Annotated in this window: 21 protein-coding genes; 7 read left to right on the forward strand and 14 right to left on the reverse strand. The window is 71.1% G+C overall.

Features of this window, described 5'->3' with window-relative positions; translation table 11 throughout:
• Nucleotides 1-2 precede the first annotated feature (2 nt).
• From shbA to IE307_RS05855, 6 genes are all read right to left on the reverse strand, one after another.
• Nucleotides 3-698 (reverse strand): RNA polymerase sigma factor ShbA, encoded by a 696-nt coding sequence (shbA, locus tag IE307_RS05830; RefSeq protein WP_229904419.1) that lies wholly within the window; start codon nucleotides 696-698, stop codon nucleotides 3-5.
• A 145-nt stretch (nucleotides 699-843) separates the two neighbouring features.
• Nucleotides 844-2,070, reverse strand: a complete 1,227-nt coding sequence (locus IE307_RS05835) for an SAM-dependent methyltransferase (RefSeq protein WP_191296357.1) — start codon at nucleotides 2,068-2,070, stop codon at nucleotides 844-846.
• Nucleotides 2,067-2,747: a DUF1365 domain-containing protein gene (locus IE307_RS05840; protein WP_229904420.1), complete on the reverse strand. Its 681-nt coding sequence runs from the start codon at nucleotides 2,745-2,747 to the stop codon at nucleotides 2,067-2,069. Before IE307_RS05840 ends, IE307_RS05835 begins: the two co-directional genes overlap by 4 nt.
• Nucleotides 2,744-3,982 (reverse strand): NAD(P)/FAD-dependent oxidoreductase, encoded by a 1,239-nt coding sequence (locus IE307_RS05845; RefSeq protein ID WP_229904421.1) that lies wholly within the window; start codon nucleotides 3,980-3,982, stop codon nucleotides 2,744-2,746. Before IE307_RS05845 ends, IE307_RS05840 begins: the two co-directional genes overlap by 4 nt.
• A complete protein-coding gene (locus tag IE307_RS05850; protein ID WP_191296359.1) occupies nucleotides 3,975-4,664 on the reverse strand; it encodes an alpha/beta hydrolase in 690 nt (229 codons plus the stop codon). Before IE307_RS05850 ends, IE307_RS05845 begins: the two co-directional genes overlap by 8 nt.
• 58 nt (nucleotides 4,665-4,722) lie before the next feature.
• The gene (locus IE307_RS05855; protein ID WP_229904422.1) at nucleotides 4,723-5,298 is read right to left on the reverse strand and encodes a TetR/AcrR family transcriptional regulator; all 576 of its coding nucleotides are present in this window, start codon (nucleotides 5,296-5,298) and stop codon (nucleotides 4,723-4,725) included.
• A gap of 64 nt (nucleotides 5,299-5,362) precedes the next feature.
• Between IE307_RS05855 and IE307_RS05860 the strand changes: the two genes are divergently transcribed.
• Both IE307_RS05860 and IE307_RS05865 read left to right on the forward strand, forming a co-directional pair.
• Nucleotides 5,363-6,223 (forward strand): oxidoreductase, encoded by an 861-nt coding sequence (locus IE307_RS05860; protein WP_191296361.1) that lies wholly within the window; start codon nucleotides 5,363-5,365, stop codon nucleotides 6,221-6,223.
• An 11-nt stretch (nucleotides 6,224-6,234) separates the two neighbouring features.
• Nucleotides 6,235-7,059, forward strand: a complete 825-nt coding sequence (locus IE307_RS05865) for an alpha/beta fold hydrolase (protein ID WP_191296362.1) — start codon at nucleotides 6,235-6,237, stop codon at nucleotides 7,057-7,059.
• Here the strand turns inward: IE307_RS05865 and IE307_RS05870 are convergent.
• Nucleotides 7,056-8,612, reverse strand: a complete 1,557-nt coding sequence (locus IE307_RS05870; RefSeq protein ID WP_191296363.1) for a DUF1349 domain-containing protein — start codon at nucleotides 8,610-8,612, stop codon at nucleotides 7,056-7,058. The two genes, IE307_RS05865 and IE307_RS05870, sit on opposite strands and share 4 nt — an antisense overlap.
• An 87-nt stretch (nucleotides 8,613-8,699) precedes the next feature.
• On the opposite strand from IE307_RS05870, the gene IE307_RS05875 reads away from it, so the two are divergent.
• From IE307_RS05875 to IE307_RS05885, 3 genes are all read left to right on the forward strand, one after another.
• Nucleotides 8,700-9,824 (forward strand): sensor histidine kinase, encoded by a 1,125-nt coding sequence (locus IE307_RS05875; RefSeq protein WP_229904423.1) that lies wholly within the window; start codon nucleotides 8,700-8,702, stop codon nucleotides 9,822-9,824.
• Nucleotides 9,821-10,486, forward strand: coding sequence for a response regulator transcription factor (locus tag IE307_RS05880; RefSeq protein ID WP_191296365.1), 666 nt, complete (start codon nucleotides 9,821-9,823; stop codon nucleotides 10,484-10,486). The genes IE307_RS05875 and IE307_RS05880 overlap by 4 nt, the downstream gene beginning before the upstream one ends.
• A gap of 166 nt (nucleotides 10,487-10,652) precedes the next feature.
• The gene (locus IE307_RS05885) at nucleotides 10,653-11,216 is read left to right on the forward strand and encodes a nucleotidyltransferase family protein (protein WP_191296366.1); all 564 of its coding nucleotides are present in this window, start codon (nucleotides 10,653-10,655) and stop codon (nucleotides 11,214-11,216) included.
• Nucleotides 11,217-11,223: 7 nt separating this feature from the next.
• On the opposite strand, the gene IE307_RS05890 is transcribed toward IE307_RS05885, so the two are convergent.
• The gene (locus IE307_RS05890; RefSeq protein WP_191296367.1) at nucleotides 11,224-11,430 is read right to left on the reverse strand and encodes a hypothetical protein; all 207 of its coding nucleotides are present in this window, start codon (nucleotides 11,428-11,430) and stop codon (nucleotides 11,224-11,226) included.
• Between the two features lie 70 nt (nucleotides 11,431-11,500).
• Here IE307_RS05890 and IE307_RS05895 point away from each other — a divergent pair, with 70 nt between their 5' ends.
• Nucleotides 11,501-12,241: an SIS domain-containing protein gene (locus tag IE307_RS05895; protein WP_191296368.1), complete on the forward strand. Its 741-nt coding sequence runs from the start codon at nucleotides 11,501-11,503 to the stop codon at nucleotides 12,239-12,241.
• A 78-nt stretch (nucleotides 12,242-12,319) separates the two neighbouring features.
• Complete coding sequence (locus tag IE307_RS05900) at nucleotides 12,320-13,873, forward strand: penicillin-binding transpeptidase domain-containing protein (protein ID WP_191296369.1); 1,554 nt, start codon at nucleotides 12,320-12,322, stop codon at nucleotides 13,871-13,873.
• Here IE307_RS05900 and IE307_RS05905 read toward each other — a convergent pair whose 3' ends face one another.
• From IE307_RS05905 to IE307_RS05930, 6 genes are all read right to left on the reverse strand, one after another.
• On the reverse strand, nucleotides 13,874-14,500 hold the full coding sequence (locus tag IE307_RS05905; protein WP_191296370.1) for a response regulator transcription factor: 627 nt from the start codon (nucleotides 14,498-14,500) through the stop codon (nucleotides 13,874-13,876). It abuts the gene before it with no gap.
• Nucleotides 14,497-15,648, reverse strand: coding sequence for a sensor histidine kinase (locus IE307_RS05910; protein ID WP_191296371.1), 1,152 nt, complete (start codon nucleotides 15,646-15,648; stop codon nucleotides 14,497-14,499). Before IE307_RS05910 ends, IE307_RS05905 begins: the two co-directional genes overlap by 4 nt.
• A 26-nt stretch (nucleotides 15,649-15,674) precedes the next feature.
• A complete protein-coding gene (locus IE307_RS05915; protein WP_191296372.1) occupies nucleotides 15,675-17,270 on the reverse strand; it encodes an FAD-binding oxidoreductase in 1,596 nt (531 codons plus the stop codon).
• A gap of 126 nt (nucleotides 17,271-17,396) precedes the next feature.
• Nucleotides 17,397-19,286 (reverse strand): ABC transporter ATP-binding protein, encoded by a 1,890-nt coding sequence (locus IE307_RS05920; RefSeq protein WP_191296538.1) that lies wholly within the window; start codon nucleotides 19,284-19,286, stop codon nucleotides 17,397-17,399.
• 90 nt (nucleotides 19,287-19,376) lie between these two features.
• Nucleotides 19,377-20,189 (reverse strand): enoyl-CoA hydratase/isomerase family protein, encoded by an 813-nt coding sequence (locus IE307_RS05925; protein ID WP_191296373.1) that lies wholly within the window; start codon nucleotides 20,187-20,189, stop codon nucleotides 19,377-19,379.
• 59 nt (nucleotides 20,190-20,248) lie between these two features.
• Nucleotides 20,249-20,458, reverse strand: coding sequence for a helix-turn-helix domain-containing protein (locus IE307_RS05930; protein ID WP_030473247.1), 210 nt, complete (start codon nucleotides 20,456-20,458; stop codon nucleotides 20,249-20,251).
• Nucleotides 20,459-20,603: the final 145 nt, after the last annotated feature.

The following is a 20,603-nucleotide window of genomic DNA, read 5'->3' on the forward strand; positions in this document are numbered from 1 at the left end:
GGTCAGCCCTCTTCGGCGATCATTTCTTTCATGCGGTTGAGCGCGCGGTGCTGCGCCACCCGCACGGCGCCCGGCGTCGAGGAGACGGCCAGGGCGACCTCCTCCGCGGACAGGCCGACGGCCACCCGCAGCACGAGGATCTCGCGCTGGCGGGCCGGCAGCTTGTGCAGCAGGCGCGTGACCTGGGCCATCATCTCGCCGTTGACGGCGTGCTGTTCGGGGCCGGCCTCGAGCGACGGGCAGTCCGGCAGCTCCGGGACGACCTCGGCGCGGTTGCGGACGGCGCGGCGGCGGGCGTCGGCGACCTTGTGCGCGGCGATGCCGTAGACGAAGGCCAGGAACGAGCCCGGCTCGTAGCGGTACTTCGACAGGGCGCCGAGGACCGCCACGCAGACCTCCTGCGCGATGTCCTCGGCCGAGACGAGCGTGCGCTCGCGGCCGCCGACGCGTGCGCGGCAGTAGCGCACGATCAGCGGCTGGATGCGGCCGAGCAGGTGCTCGACCGCCCGTCTGTCTCCGGCGAGAGCGGCGTCGACGAGGTCGGCGAACTCGGCTTCGGCGAGCCACTGGTTGGAGACCGGTGCCTGGTGCGCCCGGCGGCGCATGGGCACCGTTGGCGAGTTCCAGGCCCCTGTGTCTTCAGCAGGCACGAGGACCGCGACACCACCACCGGTACGCACGGCTGTGGGCATGACCATCCCGGCGACCTCCTCCACTACAGCGACACTGGGGTTTCACTGAAGAAGAGACCGCAGCGTGCCGTTTGATACCGGCTGCTTTCAAGAGGACCACGAACTCCAGTCGGACGGGGGAAGCGGCACCCTTTTGGGGTAGAACGTGGTCCTAACGGCCCAGTCTTTCGGCCATGCCGAATTGCTGCACCCCGAGGTAGCCGACGCGGAAACCCGCCTCCGAGTAGGCGAGGTAGAACTCCCACATCCGGCGGAACGTGTCGTCGAAGCCCAGGGCCGCCACCTCGTCCCACCGGGTGAGGAACGTGTCGCGCCAGCGCCGGAGGGTCTCGGCGTAGTCGTCGCCGAACGACCGGGTCTCGACGATCCGCAGCCGGGTGTGGTCGCGCACCGACTCCTCGATCGACCGCACCGACGGGATGAGCCCGCCGGGGAAGATGTACTTGTGGATCCAGGTGTAGCTGGCCTTGCTCGCGATCATGCGGTCGTGCGGCATGGTGATCGCCTGCAGGCCGACGCGGCCGCCCGGTGCGAGCACGCGGTCGAGCACGGAGAAGTACTCGGGCCAGTACTCGGCGCCGACGGCCTCGATCATCTCGACGCTGACGACGGCGTCGTACCGACCGCGCTCCTCCCGGTAGTCGCGCAGCTCGACGTCCACGCGGTCGTGGAGGCCCGCGTCCCTCACCCGGTCCAGCGCGAGCTTGCGCTGCTCGGCGGAGATGGTCAGCGACGTGACGGTGGCGCCGCGCTGGGCGGCGCGGATGGCGAGCGCGCCCCAGCCGGTGCCGATCTCCAGCACGCGTGAGCCGGAGCGGACGCCCGCGTAGTCGAGCACGCCGTCGATCTTGCGCAGCTGGGCGGTGTGCAGGTCGGTGCCGGGGTGGTCGAACAACGCCGACGAGTACGTCATGGTCTCGTCGAGGAACACGGCGAACAGCTCGTTCGACAGGTCGTAGTGCCGGTGGATGTTCTGCCGCGAGCCCGCGACGTCGTTGACCTCGGTCTGCCGCCGCTCCGCCCAGCGCCGCATCCGCTGCAGGCCGGGCGGGACGAGCGTCGAGAGCCGGGCGGCGAACGCCGAGAGCACGTCCGCGAGCTCGTCGGACGCCCAGTCGCCGACCATGTAGGCCTCGCCGAAGCCGATCTTGGCGTCGGCGCCGAGGCGGTGGAAGAACTCAGCGGGCCGCACCAGGTGCATGACCGGGCCGCCGGCGCCCCACTCCGCGCCGTCCGGGAACCGCACGGTCACCGGCAGCGAGCGCACGGCGTTGCGGAACAGCGACTCGGCGATCCGTGCGCGCATGGGCGAGCGCGGCGCCGTGAACAGCCCAGGCCAGACGCCCTGGTTCGGGCGGGGCAGGGACAACGTGCTCATCCATCACTCCTGGGGATGATCGGGACGCGCCTCAGGTAGAGCGCGATTCCGTGGCGGCGGATCAACGCGGACACGCGCTGGGGCATCAGCGGACGGCGCAGCAGCATGCGCAGTCCCGAACTGCGCTCGCCCTTCATCGTCGCGCTGAAGGTCGTCTTCCCGTTCTGCCGCAACGCGATGGTCACGGACAGCCGGTCCCCCGGTCTCGGCAGCTTCATCACGTAGTGGCCGTCGACCTCGAGGAACGGGGAGACGTAGAACTCCTTGTCCACCGACGCCCGGCCCTGGTCGTCGGTGCGCAGCAGATAGCAGTGCCGTCCGCCGTAGGTGTTGTGCACCTCCGCGACGACGCACACGAGCTCTCCGGAAGCGTCGTGGCACCAGTACACGGACAGCGGGTTGAAGACGTGGCCGAGCACGCGGGCGTTGGCGAGCATGAGGACCTGTCCGCCGCCGAGGTCGATCCCGCGGCCGGCCAGCCACTCGTCGAGGTTCTCCCTGATCGTCCTGTCCGGTGAACCGAGGTGGTCGCGGGCCTCGAAGCGCGCGAACGGCCTCGCCCACCACGGCAGGCTCGGCATTCCGTCGAGGTCGACCAGCCACATGTAGGCGCGGTGGCTGAACGCCCGGTCGATCAGCTCGCGGCGGGAGTGGGTGATGAGGACGTCGTAGATCACCAGTCGACTCCGAGGTGCTGGGCCGCACGGACTCCTGACGCGCAGCCGTCCTCGTGGAAGCCCCAGCCGTGGTACGCGCCGGCGTAGGCGGTCGAACCTGTGTTGATCTCGGGCAGACGTCGTTGCGCCGCAACGGATTCCGGCGTGTAGATCGGGTGCTCGTAGACCATCCTCGCGAGCACGCGGTCCGGGTTCACGTCGTGCGGGTTGAGCGTGACGACGAACTCGCGCGGTTCGTCGAGCCGCATCAGCCGGTTCATGTGGTAGCTGACGAGCACCTGGTCGCCTGCTTCGCTGCAGGCGCGCTTGTAGAGGTTCCACGACGCCCGCGCGCCGGTCGCGCGCGGCAGGATCGACGCGTCGGTGTGCAGCCAGGTCTCGTTGCGCGAGTACTGGAACGCGCCGAGCACTTCCTTCTCCTCGCGCGTCGGGTCGGCCAGCAGCCCGAGCGCCTGGTCCGGGTGCGTGGCGATCACGACGTGGTCCGCGGTGTGCAGCACGTTGTTCTCGTCGCGGATCTCGACGCCGCCGCCGGTGCGCGTGACCGCCCTGACCGGTGTGCCGACGTGGACGGCCTTCAGGCCCTGCACCGCGCGGTCGACGTACGTGCGCGAGCCGCCCGTGACGGTCTTCCACTGCGGGGTGCCGCCGATCGCGAGCATCCCGTGGTTGGAGAGGAACTCGAACAGGTACCAGGCCGGGTACTTCATGCTCAGCGCCGCGCCGGACGACCACACGGCGCTGACCAGCGGGATGATGAAGTGGTCGACGAAGTACCGGCTGTAGCCGCCGATCACGAGGAACGCGCCGAGCGTGACGTCGTGCGCCTCCTCGTGGGCCAGGACGCGCTGGGCGTGCCGGTAGAACCGGGTGACCTCGCTGAGCATGCGCAGATAGTTGATGTTGATGGCGTTCTCGCGGCGGGCGAACAGCCCCGGCAGCTTCTTCGCGCCCGCGTACTCGAGGCCGCAGCCGTCGCAGCGGACGCTCATCGACATCTCCGAGTCCTGAGTGGACACGCCGAGCTCGCGGAACAGCCTGATCAGGTTCGGGTACGTCCGTTCGTTGTGGACGATGAACCCGGAGTCGACGTGCACGCCGCCGAGGTCGTGCGTGTGGGCGTGGCCGCCGAGCCTGTCGTCGGCCTCGAACAGCGTGACGTCGTGCCTGCGCTGTAACACGTAGGCGGCCGTGAGCCCGGCAACCCCTGCTCCGATGACGGCGACCTCAGCCACGCGAGCCTCCCAACGGCACGTCGAGGCCTCGCGGCGAGGCCTCCCGCATCGCATTCGCGATGTCGGGTGCCTCCGGTTCGAGCCCCAGCTCACCGTGGACGAAAGCCACGACGAGCCGGGTCCAGTCCTTCGCCCGCCTGAGCATCGCGTGCCCGTCGCCGACGACGTTGAACCGCGCGACCCGGTCCGTGACGGTCTTGGCCTGCCGCGCGAACGCCAGCGACTTCGCGGGGTCGGTCATCCGCTCCTGGTCGCCGTGCGCGATGAGCAGAGCCCTGCCTTCGAGTTGTTCGTACGGCTCACCGGGAACGAGCCACGGCGCGAGCGCGCACACCGCGATCACGCTCGGGTGGCCCGCGACGCGTAACGCCGTGCGCCCGCCCATGGAGTGGCCGACGAGGACGACCGGTGCGCCCGGATGCAGTTCGGCGATCCTGTCGAGCGCCCACCGCGCGTCCCTGACCGGGTCGAGGCTCGGCGCGTTCCAGCCGCGAACTCGGTAGCGCAGGTTCCAGACCTCGACGCCGGGCGCGCGCAGCGCACGCGCCAGCGGCACCATCCGCAGATAGGCGAGGTTGAACCGTTTGACGGGGTCCTGGCCGTGTTCACGGCCTCCGTGCAGCACGAGCACGACGGCGTTCGTCCTGCCCTGCGGTGTGGCGACATCTACATGCGGGTGCACGTTTGATGTTCGTCGGGCCGTGCTGTTCGGCTCGGCCGTTGAGAGCCAGGTCACACACCTACAGGACGAACTGCGCGAACGCCGTCTCGAGGAGGTCGCCGAGCTGCTCCGGCTCGGCGATGGCGCTGTTGACCATGGAGGCGAGTCCCTGCAGCGTCGCGATCAGCACCATGCCGAGCCGGTCCGGATCACCGCCCCGCAGCACGCCTTCCGACTGTCCTCGCAGGACCAGTTCGCGCATCCGCCCGAACGGCGCCGCGGCCGCCTCGAGGAGCCGCTCGGCTCCTGGCCGGTGCTTGCTGGTGTACATCAGGTCCGCCAGCGCGGCGTTCTCGGTGGCGAACCGGACGTAGGCGGTCATGACGGCCCGCACGTGCGCCGCGGTGCCGCCCGTCCCTTCGAGCGCGGTGAGCAGGACGGAGTCCAGGCGGGCGAACCCGTCCTCGGCGAGCGCGTCGAGCAGCGCCTGCCGGGTGGGGAAGTGGCGGCGCGGCGCGGCGTGGCTGACCCCGATCTCCCTCGCCAGGTCGCGCAGCGCGAGCTCGTCCGCGCCGCGCTCGCGCAGGCCGCGTTCGGCCGCGGCGAGCAGCGCGGTGCGGAGGTTGCCGTGGTGGTAAGGCCGGTCGTCGGACACGCGTCGGATCATACCGACGTTGTTTCCCTTGACTACATTGTAGTCGCTGTCTACTTTGTAGCTCATGACAACATTCACCGCCTCGGACGTCCCCTCCCTCACCGGCCGCACCTTCGTCGTCACCGGCGCGAACAGCGGCATCGGCCGCGCCGCCGCCCGCGTGCTCGCCGCCAAGGGCGCCCGCGTCGTCCTCGCCGTGCGCGACCCCGGCAAGGGCGCGGCGGCCGCAGCGACGATGACCGGCGAGGTCGAGGTCCGGCAGCTGGACCTCGCCGACCTGGCGTCGGTCCGCGAGTTCGCGGACGACCTCACCGAGCCCGTCGACGTGCTGATCAACAACGCGGGCGTGATGGTCCCGCCGCTGACCCGCACGGCCGACGGCTTCGAACTGCAGTTCGGCACCAACCACCTGGGCCACTTCGCGCTCACGAACCTGCTCCTGCCCCGCATCCGGCGGCGGGTCGTCACGGTGTCGTCCAACGGCCACCGCAGCGGCGAGATCGACTTCGGCGACCTCAACTGGGAACGCAGGGCCTACCGGCCGATGGCCGCGTACGCGCAGTCCAAGCTCGCCAACCTGCTGTTCACCTCCGAACTGCAGCGCAGGCTGACGCAGGCGGGTTCGCCGGTGATCGCGACGGCCGCGCACCCCGGTCTCGCGGCCACGAACCTGATGCGACCGGAGGGCAGGCCGCTCGCCCGTCTCGCGGAGAAGGTGATGACCCCGTTCGCGCAGAGCGACGACGCCGGCGCCCTGCCGACGCTGTTCGCGGCGGTGCGGGACGTCCCCGGCGACAGCTACGCCGGTCCCGGCGGTCTCCTGCAGGGCCGGGGCGCGCCGGAACTGGTCGGCCGTTCGGCGAAGGCGAGGGACACCGCCGTGGCACGCCGCCTGTGGGACGTGTCGGCCGAGCTCACGCAGTAGGGTTCGAACTCGTGATCGACCACATCAGCATCCCCACCGAGGCCGGTTCCTTCGACGCCATCGCGTCCGGCCCCGAGGACGGCCGCCCGGTGCTGCTGCTGCACGGCTTCCCCGAGGCCGCCGTCGAGTGGGAGCACCAGGTCGCGGTCCTCGGCGTGAACGGCTACCGCGCCGTCGCCCCCGACCAGCGCGGCTACTCCCCCGGCGTGCGGCCGGAGCAGGCGTCGGAGTACACGGTCACGCACCTGGTCGGCGACGTGCTCGCGATGGCGGACGCGCTGGGCTGGGACACGTTCGACCTGGTCGGGCACGACTGGGGTGGCGCGGTCGCGTGGTGGACCGCGATCGAGCACCCCGAACGCGTGCGCACGCTGACCGTCTTCTCCACGCCGCACCCCGGTGCGTTGAAGACGGCGCTGCAGACCGACGAGGAGCAGGCGATGCGTTCGCGGTACATGCTCGACTGGCGCGAGCGCAGCACCGAGAAGCGCATGCTCGACAACAACGCCCAGGCCCTCAAGCAGATGTTCGAGTGGCGGATCCGGCCCTCGCACGTCGAGGAGTACGTCCAGCGCCTGTCCGAACCGGGCGCGCTCACCGCCGCGCTGAACTGGTACCGCGCCGGCAAGCCGCACGGTGCCGCGGACAAGGTCGGCGTCAAGACCATGTACGTGTGGAGCACCGAGGACGTGGCGTTCGGGTCGTTCGCCGCGTTCGAGACCGAGAAGTGGTGCACCGGGCCGTACCGCTTCGAGATGGTCGAGGACGTCAGCCACTGGATTCCCGAGGAGATCCCGGAAGCGGCGTCCTCGCTGATCCTGGAGAACCTGAGCTAGTGGCGCGTCGCAGAACGTTGGCGAGGTAATTCACGCTCAGCAGGGCGCCTCACGGCACCGCCCCCACGCCCCCGTACAACCAGTACGAGGACGTGGGGGCGGCACCGTGATGCGCCCGTCTGACCGCGAATTTCCCCGGCAACGTTCTGCGCCACACCACTAGCCCACCACATCACGACCACCGCGTACCCGGCGAGCACGGCGAGCCCCGCCCATCCCGGGAGTGGGAAGTACCCGGCCGAAGGCGCGTAGTGCGCGACGACCTGCGGGTACTCCACCACCGTCTGCTTGACGGCGAAGCCCGCGGCCGGGGTGAGCCGCAGCAACCACTCCGCGACCGCGTCGGGCAGCAGCGGAACGGCGGTGACGGCGTGGGGCACGGCGATCAGCACCAGTCCGGCGGTGATCGCCACCCAGCCGCGGCGCAGCCGCACGCCGAGCCCGTAGGACAGGACCGCGCAGAGCGCGAGCGCGGTGGCGACACCGACGACCACCCGCACCCCGGTCCACAACGACGGCGCCCCCGCGACGACGACGCCCGCGGCGACCAGACCGGTGACGAAGGCAGTCGATCCGATGACGGCCGCACGGACTGCCACCACCTGCCGGGACTCACGGGCCGTTCGAGCCCCATGACGTGCCGCCACGACGATCACGATGATCAACGCGATCACCAAGCCGGACAACGTCTTCTCGACGCCGCGCGCGCCGCCTTCCCCGATCGGCCCGATGTCGCCGGTGCCGCTGACGGTGACGACGCCGTTCTCCTCCACGGCCCCGGACGCGTTGTGGAGCTTCTCCCAGTCCGTGTGGTTCATCTCGCCGACGGATCCGTCGTCCCACCGGCCGCTGCCGCCCTGGACGGTGACGCTGTCGAAGACGCCGACGGCCTGGGTGAACCGCACCTCCTCGATCGTGCCTCCGAGGCCGGTCTCGCGGAGCGTGAGGTCGCCCGGCGAGGTGGCCAGGAGTCCGACCTGGACGGTGTCCGGGAGTCCCGTGAGCTCCGCGGTCCCGACCACGTGCCACTGCTCGCCGTCCGCCGACTCGGAACCGGTGATGGTGCCGCCGGACCGGGTCAGCCGGAGCCAGCGCGGGGACCGCTCCGACACGGTCCCCGCGCTTCCGGCGACGTCGTGCGCGTAGTCGTGCTGGAAGCGCACGCCGTGGCCGCCGGTCATCACGAGCGCCGCGTACGGCGACCCCTGCCGCAGGCCGTCCTTGACGATGATCCCGGTCTTCGCCCACGGCACGAGCCCGGCGACGATCTCGTCGTGGTCCGGTGGCGGGTAGGTGATCGTCCCGGTCATCGACGTCAGTCGGACGGTGATGCCGCCTTCACGGCCGAGGTCCTGGTGCCGGAACCAGAAGGTGTCGCTGACGACGGAGCCGTCGCCCGCGGTGGGCACGGCCGGGCACGAACCGTCGCAGGACGACCTGGTGCCCAGCAGGCCGAGCCCGATGACGGCGAGGGCCGCGAGGGCGAGGGCGAGCAGGCGGCCGGGAGTGCGGAACGCGGTCCACTCCCGGCGCAGGAGTGCGGTGATCGACATGGGCAGTGGGTCTACCGATCGGCGGGTAACACCGTCCGAACCCGCCTTGTCATGCCGTTGTTAGGTCCCCGGAGGCATGCTGACCACATGAGCAGAACCGCCGGGACCCGGTTCACGATCCTCTACGCCGCTGTGTTCCTCGTGTCCGGGACCGGACTGCTGGTCCTGACCTATCTGTTGTCCGGCGGCATGAACCGCACCACGCCCGTCGGAGGTCCGCCCGTCCAGGGCGAGGCGCAACAGCGGATCCAGCAGTTGCTGGACCAGTTGGACGAGGTGCACGCGCAGCAGGCCCGCCAACTGCTGGCCGGGTCGTTGCTGGCGCTGGTCGTGATGGCGGTCGTCTCGCTGCTGGCCGGCCGGGTGCTGGCACGGCGGGTGCTGCGGCCGTTGCGGACCATCACGAGCGCCACCCGGCGCATCTCCGCCGACAACCTGGACCGGCGGCTGGCCGTCACCGGCCCGGCCGACGAGGTGAAGGGCCTGGCGGACACCATCGACGAGCTGCTCGAACGGCTCGAGGTGTCGTTCACCGCGCAACGCCGTTTCGCCGCCAACGCCTCCCACGAGCTGCGCACCCCGCTCGCGACGATGCGGGCGTCACTGGACGTCGCGGTCGCGAAACCCGACCCGGCGGCCTCGACGGTGGCCCTCGCGGACCGCCTGCGGGTGCAGCTCGACCGGGTCGACCACCTGCTCGACGGGTTCCTCGTGCTGGCCAGGGCGCAGCACGGCGCACTGGCCGACGCCGAGCCGGTCGACCTGGCCGAGCTCACCGGCGCGGCGGTGCACGAGCTGTCCGCGGCAGTGCAGGCGAAAGGGCTGACCGTGACGGTGGACGTGCCGCCGGGAACGGCCACCCACGGCAGCCCGGCGTTGCTGGCGCGACTGGTGGGCAACGTCGTCGACAACGCCGTGAGGCACAACGAGACCGGCGGGTGGGTCGCGATCACCGGATCCGCGGGTGAGGAGAACACCGTGCTGGTCGTCGAGTCCGGCGGGCCCGTGTTCGACCAGCGGGAGGTCGACCGGCTGGCGCAGCCGTTCGAACGGCTCGGCGGTGAGCGCATCGGCTCCTCGGGACTGGGGCTGTCCATCGTGGCCGCCGTCGCCGCCGCGCACGGTGGCCGCCTGGACCTGCTAGCCCGTCCGGAAGGCGGCCTGCGCGTGTCGATCGCGCTGCCGGCCGCGAAGGTGCCGGTGGCGGTGTGAGGGTCCTCGTCGTGGAGGACGACCACGCACTCGCCGAGGTCGTCGCGGAAGGGCTGCGCGACCAGGGGATGCCCGTCGACCTCGCGCACGACGGGCTGACCGCCGCCGCGAGTCTCGACCACACCGGGTACGACGTGGTGGTGCTGGACCGGGACCTGCCGGGGCTGCACGGCGACGTGCTGTGCCGGATGATCGTCGAGCGGGCGGGCAGGCCGATGGTGCTGATGCTGACCGCGGCGAGCGCGCCCGGCGACCGGGTCAGCGGGCTGACCCTCGGCGCGGACGACTACCTCGCCAAACCGTTCCACTTCCCCGAACTCGTCCTGCGCGTCCGGGCGCTGGCCCGCCGCAGACCGGACGTCAGGCCCCCGGTGCTGCGCGCGGCCGGGATCGAGCTGGACCCCGTGCGCCGGACCGCCGTGCGCGACGGGCGGCCGCTCACCCTGTCCGTCAAGGAGTTCGCCGTCCTGGAGGCGCTGCTGGAGGCGCACCCCGGCCACCTGAGCGCCGAGACCCTGCTGGAGCGGGTGTGGGACGAGAACGCCGACCCGTTCACCAACACCGTCACCGTCACGGTGGGCCGGTTGCGCCGCAAGCTCGGCGAGCCGCCGATCATCGCGACGACACCGGGAATCGGCTACCGGATCCGCGGCAGCGGCTAGGCCCAGAACGTCGGCCGGTGAATTCACGCTCAGCAGGACACCTCGCGGCACTGCCCCCGCGCCCCCACACGTCCAGTACGAGGACGCGGGGGCGGCACCACGATGCGCCCGTCTGACCGCGAATTCGCCTGGCAACGTTCTGCGCCACGCCACTAGATTCGGGACCATGCGCGTGGCCGGTCTGCTGCTAGCCGCGGGGGCGGGCCGCCGGTTCGGCTCCCCCAAGGCCCTCGTCCCGTTGAACGGGAAGCTCTTCGTCGACTCGGCCGCCGAACTCCTGAGGGCCGCCGGCTGCGACCCGGTCGTCGTGGTGCTCGGCGCCCGCGCCGCGGAGGTGCGCGAGCGCGCCGCCCTCGAAGGCGTGACCGTCGTCGACAACCCGCACTGGGAGACCGGCATGGGGTCGTCGCTGCGCACCGGCCTGCACGCGGTCGGGACCGCGGACGCCGTCGTGGTGCTCCCCGTGGACACTCCCGGCGTCACCGTCGAGGCGTTGCACCGCCTCATGGCGCTGGCCGAACCGGAGGCGCTGGCCCGCGCCACCTACGGCGGCGAGATCGGGCACCCGGTGCTGATCGGCTCGGACCACTTCGCGGGCGTGATGTCGACGGCGGCGGGTGACCAGGGCGCGCGGGACTACCTGTTGGCGAACACCGTCCGCCACGTCGACTGCGCTGACGTCGCGGACGGTGCGGACGTGGATCGTCCGGAGGACCTCAAGGCGAGGTAGCGCCTGTTCAGGGCCTCGCCCGCACCGCCGCCCGGGCACACCCGACGGCGACGACGAGCTGCGCCAGCGCCACCCAGACCGGCCAGAGCTCCGAGGAGGTGACCGCCAGGGCGATGTGCGTCGCCGCCCCGGCCGTGAACACCGCGACCAGCACGACCCAGAAGTAGAAGTACCGCCTGATCCAACCCACCCCCACCCGCACGAGTCCCGTCATCGCGCGTATCGAGGTTTGTGGTGCGCGGGTTACTGGTGAGGTCACCTGTGATCGGGTACTACTGACCGGCATGACGACCGACACCGTGACCGGATCCGACTACGGCAACCTCGTGCGCACGCACCTGACGCGCGTCGAGCAGCACAACGCGGCCGCGCTCGACGACGTGGCCGAGCTCGTGCTGGCCGCCGTCCAGGCCGACGGACTCCTCCTCACCGCGGGCGCCGGGCACTCGCTGGCAGCGGTCGCCGAGACCTTCTACCGGGCCGGTGGGCTGGCCTGCGTCCGCCCGATCTACCACCCCGAACTGCTGCCGATGCACGGCGCGATCAGCAGCACGTCGGCCGAACGCCGCTCCGGCCTCGCCGCCGAGGTGCTGGGCGAGTCCGGGCTGGCGCTGCACGACGTGCTGTTCGTGTTCTCCACCTCGGGCGTCAACCACTACCCGGTCGAGCTCGCCCAGGAGGCCGCGAACAAGGGCTGCCCGGTCGTCGCCGTGACGTCGGTGGCCTCGAGCGCCCAGGCCCCGCGCCGCGCGGGCGTCACGCTGGCCGAGGTCGCCACCGTCGTCCTGGACAACCTGGTGCCGCCCGGCGACTCGACCTACCCGGTGGAGGCCCCGGTCACGGCGGCGATCTCCACGGTGGCCACCACGTTCCTGTGGAACCTGCTGATGGTCCGCGTGCTCGACAAGGCGGCCGAGTCCGGCGTGCAGCTGCCGCTGTGGCGCAGCGCGAACGTGGAGGGCGGCGACGCGGCCAACGCCGACCTGCTCCGCCACTACCAGACCCGCGTCCCGCAGCTCGGATGAGTAGAAATCCCCAGTTCTTCTCAGCAGGTGCCCGTTACTCTCCCACCGGGGGAAGCACTTGTCTGGGGGAACTGAACAGTGGAACCGAAGACCCGTAGATGGATCCTGATCAGCGGAGCGCTCGCCACGACGGCAATCGTCGGTGTGGGGGGCGTTCTGCTCTGGTCGGGCAGCAGGACCGTGGTGGTCGCCGACGAGCCGGCCAAGCCGGCCGAAACGCCGCAGCAGGTCGCCAACTCCTTCCTGACCAAGGCGTTCTCCGGTCCTGCCAGCGCCGCCGTCTTCACCGACGCACCGGCGGCGGCGACCACCGCCCTGGAAGCGACCAGGACCGGCATGAGCACCTCGTCCTTCCAGGCCACCGTGGCGAAGGCCGAGCCGCCGCCCGCGGACGCGACCAGCACCGAGCTCACCGCGGCCGTCACGTGGACCATGCCGAGCACCACCACGCTGAAGTACGACGTCAAGATCGCCATGAAGCGCGTGGACGGTGCGTGGAAGGTCCACTGGGACCCCTCTCTCGTCCACCCGCAGCTCACCGAGGGCGCCTCCCTCACCTACCGCAAGGCGCTGGCGGACGGCGCCCTGCTCGGCCGCGACGGCAAGCCGCTGGTGCCGGGCGCGATCCCGGACGCCCTGTACAAGACGATCACCGGTGTGGTCGACGTGAGGGGCACCGACGGCTGGGAGGTGGGCATCTCCGCGGGTGGCGCCTTCACCGCGTTGGACGGCAAGAAGCCCGAAGGCGGCGAGAAGATCACCGTCACCCTCGACCCGGCTCGTCAGGCAGCCGCCCAGGCCGCCGTCGACGCCCTCCCGCAGGGCGCGGCGATCGTCGCGATCGAGGCCTCCACCAGCGAGGTGCTGGCCGTGGCGCAGAACAAGTCGCTGAGCGGCACCAACCCGTTCGTCGGCCGCTACGCCCCCGGCTCGACGATGAAGATCGTCACCGCCGCGGCGGTCATGAACGCGGGCCTGGCGCAGTCCGGCACCGCCGTCCCGTGCCCGGCCAAGGCGACCATCGGCACCCGCACGATCAGCAACGCGGGCTTCGGCCACGACAGCCTGCCGTTCCACACGGCGTTCGCGCTGTCGTGCAACACGACGTTCGGCGAGCTGGGCTCCAAGCTCGGCCCGAACGCCCTGCCGGACATGGCGAAGCGCTTCGGGCTCGGCGCCGACTGGACCGTTCCCGGCGCCGAGACCAACACCGGCAAGGTCCCGCCGGCGAGCGGTGACCAGCGGGTGGAGAACAGCTTCGGCCAGGGCAACGTGGTGGCCAGCCCGTTCGGCATGGCGCTGGTGGCAGCCACGGTGGTCTCCGGCAGGACACCGGCGCCGACCCTGTTGCGCGGCAAGCCCTCCCAGCCGAACGACGTGGCGGCGGGCCCTCCCGCGGCCGTGCTCGCGCCGTTGCGGGCGATGATGCGCGAGGTGGTCACGTCCGGGACCGCGAAGCAGCTCGCCGGAATCCCCGGCCTGGCGGGGAAGACCGGCACGGCGGAGGCGGGCGGCGGCACCGAGCACGGGTGGTTCGTCGGCTACCAGAACAACGTGGCGTTCGCGGTGTTCGTGGAGAACGCCGGTTCGTCGGCGAGCGCGCTGAACGCGACGGCCGCGTTCCTCAAGTGATCAGCGGGTCTCCCGGGGCACGATCAGCCCGCGGTGGAACGCCTCGGTGACGGCGGCGGCCCGGTCGCCCACTTCCAGCTTGGCGTAGATGTTGAGCAGGTGCGACTTGACGGTGGCCTCGGTGATGAAAAGTCCCTTGGCCACGTCGCGGTTCGTCGCCCCGCCGGCGACGAACCGCAGCACCTCCAGCTCGCGCGGGCTGAGCACCGGTGCCGCTTCCGTGCGCACCCGTTTCATCAGCAACGCCGCCGCGGCCGGGGCGAGCACGGCCTCACCCCGCGCGGTGGCCCTGACCGCGCGCACGAGCTCGTCGCGCGGAGCGTCCTTGAGCAGGTACCCGGTGGCGCCCGCCTCGATCGCCGACACCACGTCGTTGTCGTTGTCGTAGGTCGTGAGGACCAGCACCTGAGCGGTGCCGGCCAGTTCCCTGGTCGCGGCCAGGCCGTCCGTGCCCGGCATGCGCAGGTCCATCAGGACGACGTCGGGCTTGAGCGCTTTCGCGAGCCGCACGGCCTCGGCGCCGTCGCCCGCCTCCCCGACCACCTCGAAGCCGGGGTCCTGCGCGAACAGGCTCGTGAGCCCGTCCCTGACCACCGGGTGGTCGTCGACGACCAGGACCTTGATCACGCTCTCGCCTCCACCGGCACGCGGGCGGACACCCCTGTGCCCGCACCGATCTCCGACTCGACCTGCACGGTGCCCGCCAGTCCCTCGATCCGCTGCCTCATCGCTTCGAGCCCGAACCCGTCGCCCGCCGTGCGTTCGAAACCGCACCCGTCGTCGCGCACGTCCAGCGCCACCTCGTTCTCCAGGTACGACAACGTGACGCCGACCCGGCTGGCTCGCGCGTGCCTAGCCACGTTCGCCAGCGCCTCCTGGGCGGCCCGCAGCAGCGCGACCTCGGCCTCCGGCGCGATCACCCGCGCGCCCCCGGTGGTGACGACCTGCACCTGGACGTCGTGCAGCGCCGCCCACCTCTCCGCGACGCCGTGCACCGCCTCGATCAGCCGCGCGGTCCTGAGCGGTTCGGGACGCAGTGCCTTCACGGACCGCCTCGTCTCGTTGAGGCTCTCCCTGGCCAGTTCGGTCGCGGCGGCGACGTGCCGCGGCCAGGTCGACTCATCGGCCGCGCGGAGCTGGCTGATGATGCCGGTCAGCCCCTGCGCGAGCGTGTCGTGGATCTCCCGCGCCATCCGCTGGCGTTCGTCGCGCACACCGGCCTCGCGGGCCCGCACCACGAGCTGCTCCTGCAGGACAGCGTTCTCCGCCAACGACTCCGCGAGCCTGAGGTTCGCCTCACGGGCCTGGGCGAGCGCCTGCTCGCGCTCCTGTTCCTGCTGCTCGGCCCGCCGGGCGACGAACGCGTACGCGACCATCGGCACCGCGTTGCCGGCCACGACGGCGATCCAGATGGCGACGCCGCCGACCGTGGACTTGTCGACCCCGTACGCCTGGGCCGTGCCCGCCACCGCCGCGACCACGGCCACGCCGACCGGCTGCCACGGGAAGGCGACCGTCCGGAACGTGTAGTAGTACGGCACCGGGGTGAGGAACCCGAACAACGGGTTGAGCACCACCAACGCTCCCGTGAGCACGGTCAGCCCGACGGCGAACACCCACGGGCGGGCGGTGTCGAGCTTCGTGCCCACCACCAGCCACACCGCCGTGCACGCGCACAACGCGAGCTCGACGGGTTCAGGCCGTCGGTCGAGAAAGGTGGCGGCGGCCAGCAAGGCCAGCAGGACGTACGGCCACCGTGCTCCCGGAATGCTCATCAGCGTTCCTCCCCCGGTGCATGAGCCTAGTCAGGTTGGATCGACAGGGCGTGCCTGAAGACGTTGCGGGGGTCGTACTTCGCCTTGACCCGTTGCAGGCGCGGGTAGTTCTCCTTGTAGTACAGGCGTTGCGCGGACACGCCCGAGGTGTTCCAGGCGGGGTCGGCCAGGTCGGCGTCGGCGTAGTTGATGTACGAGCCGTCGTTGACCTCGTTCGGCACGGGCACGCCACCGGTGTCCGCGTACACGTCCCGGTAGAGCGCGCGCACCCAGGCGAGGTTCGCCGCGTCCTCCTGCTCCTCGCTCCAGACCGACTGGTAGACCGCCTTCATCACCACGTCCCGGTTGGCGATCGCGGTGGCGTGCGGCGCGATCGCGTTCGCCTGCCCGCCGTACCCGATGAGCAACACGCTGCCCTGGGCGCCGTCCGGGCCGGTGAGGTTGCGCCACAAGGCGTTGCACTGCCGCGGCGTGAAGGCACGGCGCAGGTAGGCGGCCTTGATCTTGTACCGCCGGGTGAGCACGTCACCGGGTTCACCGGTGCCCGGCCACGTCATCTTGTGCAGCCAGGGAACGGTCTTGCGCAGTTCGAACACCGGCGTGAGGCCCAGGTCCCCGGCCACCGCGGACACGAACGCGGTGACCATCGCGCCGACGTTCGGCAGGTCCGCGTCCGCCTGCACCGACAGCATCACGATGCCGCCGGCCTGGTGCTTGACCTCGAGCACCCCGTAGAGCCCCGCTTCGGGCGCACCCGGCGCGCTGTTGCGCTCGTGCCACGTCCCGAAGTTCCGCAGCAGCCCGCTGAGCTTCTCCTCGGTGAACTGCCCCCAGTCCCAGAACGTCACGTGCTGCACCATGTTCCTGGGCATGGGCGGCAGGAGCCCGTCCGCGGTGGCGTCCGGCGACCGCAACCAGTACTTGGTCACCACCCCGAAGTTCCCGCCGCCACCACCGGTGTGGGCCCACCACAACTCGCGGTTCGGATCGTCCTGCTCCCGCGTGGCGACGACCGCACGAGCCCTGCCGTCCTTGCCCACCAAGACGACCTCGACGCCGTGAAGGTGGTCGACCACGGCCCCGTACCGCCGCGACAACGGCCCGTACCCGCCACCCGCGAAGTGACCACCGGCCCCGACCTCCGGGCACCCACCGCCGGGAATCGTGACACCCCAACCGGCGCACAGCGTCTTGTAGACCTGCCCGAGCGTGGCCCCAGGTTCGACGAAGAGGGCCTTCCTGCCCGCGTCGTACCCGACGTCGTTCAGCCCCGACAGGTCGATCAACGTCCTGAACTCGGGCGCGGCCGTCAAGTTCTCGAAGCAGTGACCACCACTGCGCACCGCGATCCGGCGCCCACCCCGCACCGCGTCGTCCACGGCACGCACGACCTGGTCCGCCGAGGTCGCCACCCGGATCTCGTCGGGCCGCCCGACGAACCGGAAGTTGTTGCCCCGCAACAGGTTCTCGTACCGGACGTCGCCGGGCGGGATCCGCACCGCGGCCGCGCCACCTGCGGGTGCCGCACCGGCCCGCCCCTGCACGACCAGTCCGCCCGCCACCGCACCAGCACCAGCGAACAGCGTCCGCCGGCTGACGCGCCCACCCCCGGAGTCGTTCATCTCGTTCCCTTCCGCCTTGGTGTGTTCACCGTGGCGGAAGCGGAACTCCGGGACATCAGCCGATGACCCGGCCGGGAGGATGAGCCCCGAACCAACCGATCGGCTGGCTCGGCCCCACCCCCGGCGTCAGCTGGTCTGCGGCACCCCGGCCCGTTCGCTGAACCTGGGCGTGGGCGAGACACCGACCACCGGCGGCTCGGCGAACTGCGTGGTGTAGAGGTCCGAGTACCGCCCCTGCGCGGCCATCAGCTCGCTGTGCGTCCCGCGCTCGACGATCTCCCCGTGCTCCAGCACCAGGATCTGGTCGGCCGCCCGGATGGTCGACAAGCGGTGCGCGATCACCAGCGAGGTCCGCCCCTGCAGGGCCTCGGTGAGCGCCTCCTGCACCGCGGCCTCGGACTCCGAGTCGAGGTGCGCCGTGGCCTCGTCCAGGATCACGACCCGCGGCTTGGCCAGCAGCAGCCGCGCGATCGTGAGGCGCTGCCGCTCTCCGCCGGACAGCCGGTACCCGCGCTCGCCGACCACGGTGTCGAGCTGGTCCGGCAACGACGTCACCAGTTCCAGCAGACGGGCCCGCCGCAGCGAGTCCCACAGCTCGTCGTCGGTGGCGCCGGGCGCCGCGTACTCCAGGTTCGCCCGGATGGTGTCGTGGAACAGGTGCCCGTCCTGCGTCACCACGCCGACGGAGGACCGCAGCGCGTCGAAGCTCAGGTCGCGAACGTCCACACCGGACAGACGCACGGCACCGGAGTCGACGTCGTACAGGCGCGGCACGAGCGACGCGAGGGTGGACTTGCCCGCGCCGGACGAGCCCACCAGGGCCACCAGCTGCCCGGCCCCGGCCTTGAAACTGACGCCGTGCAGCACTTCCTCGCCACCACGGGTGTCCAAAGTGGCCACGGACTCCAGCGACGCGAGCGAGACCTTGTCCGCGGCCGGGTAGGCGAAGCGGACGTCGGAGAACTCCACCGACACGGGCCCGGAGGGCACCGGACGGGCGTCCGGCTTCTCCTTGATCATCGGGTCCAGGTCCAGCACCTCGAAGACGCGCTCGAACGACACCAGCGCCGTCATCAGGTCGACGCGAGCGTTTGCGAGCGCCGTCAGCGGTGCGTACAGGCGGGTGAGCAGCAGCGCGAGCGACACCACGGCACCCGCGGCCAGGTGACCCGTCAGTGCCAGGTAGCCGCCCAGGCCGTAAACCAGCGCCTGCGCGAGCGCCGACACCAGCGTCAGGCCCGTCATGAACCAGCGCGTGGCCATCGCCGTCCGGATGCCGATGTCGCGGACCTTCGCGGCCTTCTCGGAGAACTCCTCCTCCTCGCGGGCCGGACGGCCGAAGAGCTTCACCAGCGTCGCGCCCGGCGCCGAGAAGCGCTCGGTCGACTGCGTGACCATCGACGCGTTGAGGGTGGAGGCCTCGCGCTGCATGTCGGCCATCCGGCGCCCCATCCGCTTGGCGGGCAGCACGAAGACGGGCAGCAGGACCAGGGCCAGAGCCGTGACCTGCCACGACAGCGTGAACATGACACCCAGCGACAGCACCAGCTGGATGATGTTCGTGACGAAGCCCGACAGGGTGGAGGTGAACGCGCGCTGAGCGCCGATCACGTCGTTGTTCAGGCGCGAGACGAGCGCGCCGGTGCGCGTGCGCGTGAAGAACGCGACGGGCATCTTCTGCACGTGGCCGAACACGGCACGGCGCAGGTCGTAGATCAGGCCCTCACCGATGCGCGTCGACTGCCAGCGCTCGACCACGCCCAGACCGGCGTCCACGACGGCGATCAGCGCGATCGCCACCGCGAGCCACACGACCACGGACGGGGCTGAGCCGCCGACGATCGCGTCGACCACCCGGCCGGCGAGCAGCGGTGTCGACACGGCGAGGACCGACGACACCACCGTCAGCAGGAGGAACACGGCCAGCTTCGCCCGATGGGGCCGGGCGAAGGCCAGCACGCGCCGGAAAGTCCCCTGGCGCACCTTGGCAGGCGCGTCCGAGGTCACCCCCATCATGAATCGCCACGAGCTGTATCCGTCCACGCCACTAAGAACAGCACAGCCGTCTGACAATTCCGTCGCGGGCGGCTACAGCGGCGGAAAGGTTCAGCTTTGAGCGGACAGGGCCGCGAACGACTGCAGGCGGCGCAGCTGGGCGGCGCGCTCCAGCGCGAGCTGCGCCTCCGCCATCGGCGCCTCGGCGGCGGCCGCGATCAGCGCCAGCGTCTCCGAGACGGCACCGGCGGCGGGCTTGAGCACCGCGTCGACCAGACCGTCCACGGCACCGTCGAGCCCTTCAGCAGGCACGACGTGGTTCGCGAGGCCGATCCGCAGCGACTCCTCCGCGGACACCCTGCGGGAGGTCACGCAGATCTCGGCGGCGCGCGAGTACCCCACGAGACGCGCCAACGGCAGCGTGCCGCCGAGGTCGGGCACGAGGCCCAGCCTGGTCTCGGCCATGCAGAACTGCGCGTCCTCGGCGAGCACGCGGAAGTCGCACGCCAGCGCCAACTGGAAACCCGCGCCGATGGCATGCCCTTGCACCGCGGCGATCGTCACGCGTGCCGGGTCGCGCAGCCAGGTGAACCCGGCCTGGTACGACGCGATCCGCGCGTCCGCCTCCTCGGGAGACAGCCGCAGGATCGCACCGAGACCACCGGGTTCGCCGTCGACGGGCTCACCGGTGAACATGCGCCGGTCCAGCCCCGCCGAGAAGGCGCGGCCAGATCCCCGGACGACCACGACGCGGACGTCCGGGTCCAGCTGTTCGCCGATGTGCCGCAACGCCTGCCAGGTGGCCGGCGTCTGCGCGTTGAGCACGTCGGGACGATCGAGCGTGACGGTCGCGCGCGGCCCGGAGATCGTGAGCCGAACGCCACCGCGCTCGAGCACGCCAGCGTCGATGGAAGGCACTGGCATGGTCGTTACCTCCGGCGAACTAGAAGCTAGTTACCGGAGAGTAGCAGTCTGGGTTGTGGCTACTTCTTCTTCGTCCGGGTGGCGCCACCGCGACCGCGCAGCGTGACCCCGGATTCGGAGAGAACCCGGTGCACGAAGCCGTAGGAACGCCCGGTGCTCTCCGCCAAAGCCCGGATGCTCGCGCCCTTTTCGTACTTCTTCTTCAGGTCAGCGGCCAGCTTGTCCCGCGTGGCGCCGGTGATCCGGGCACCCTTCTTCAGGTCAGCCACCTTGTCCCGCCTTCCGTACGAGCAGGTGGGCCGTTGCACGGCCCCTGTCGTCGCAATGATCGAACAGGAACCGGCAGAACGCCAGGTGATCAAGCAAAGAGATCGCCGAACGGTCGATTCGATCACACTGAGTTGATCACAGAAC

This window comes from Lentzea cavernae (assembly GCF_014653695.1).
In the GTDB taxonomy this organism is placed as follows: Bacteria; Actinomycetota; Actinomycetes; order Mycobacteriales; family Pseudonocardiaceae; genus Lentzea; species Lentzea cavernae.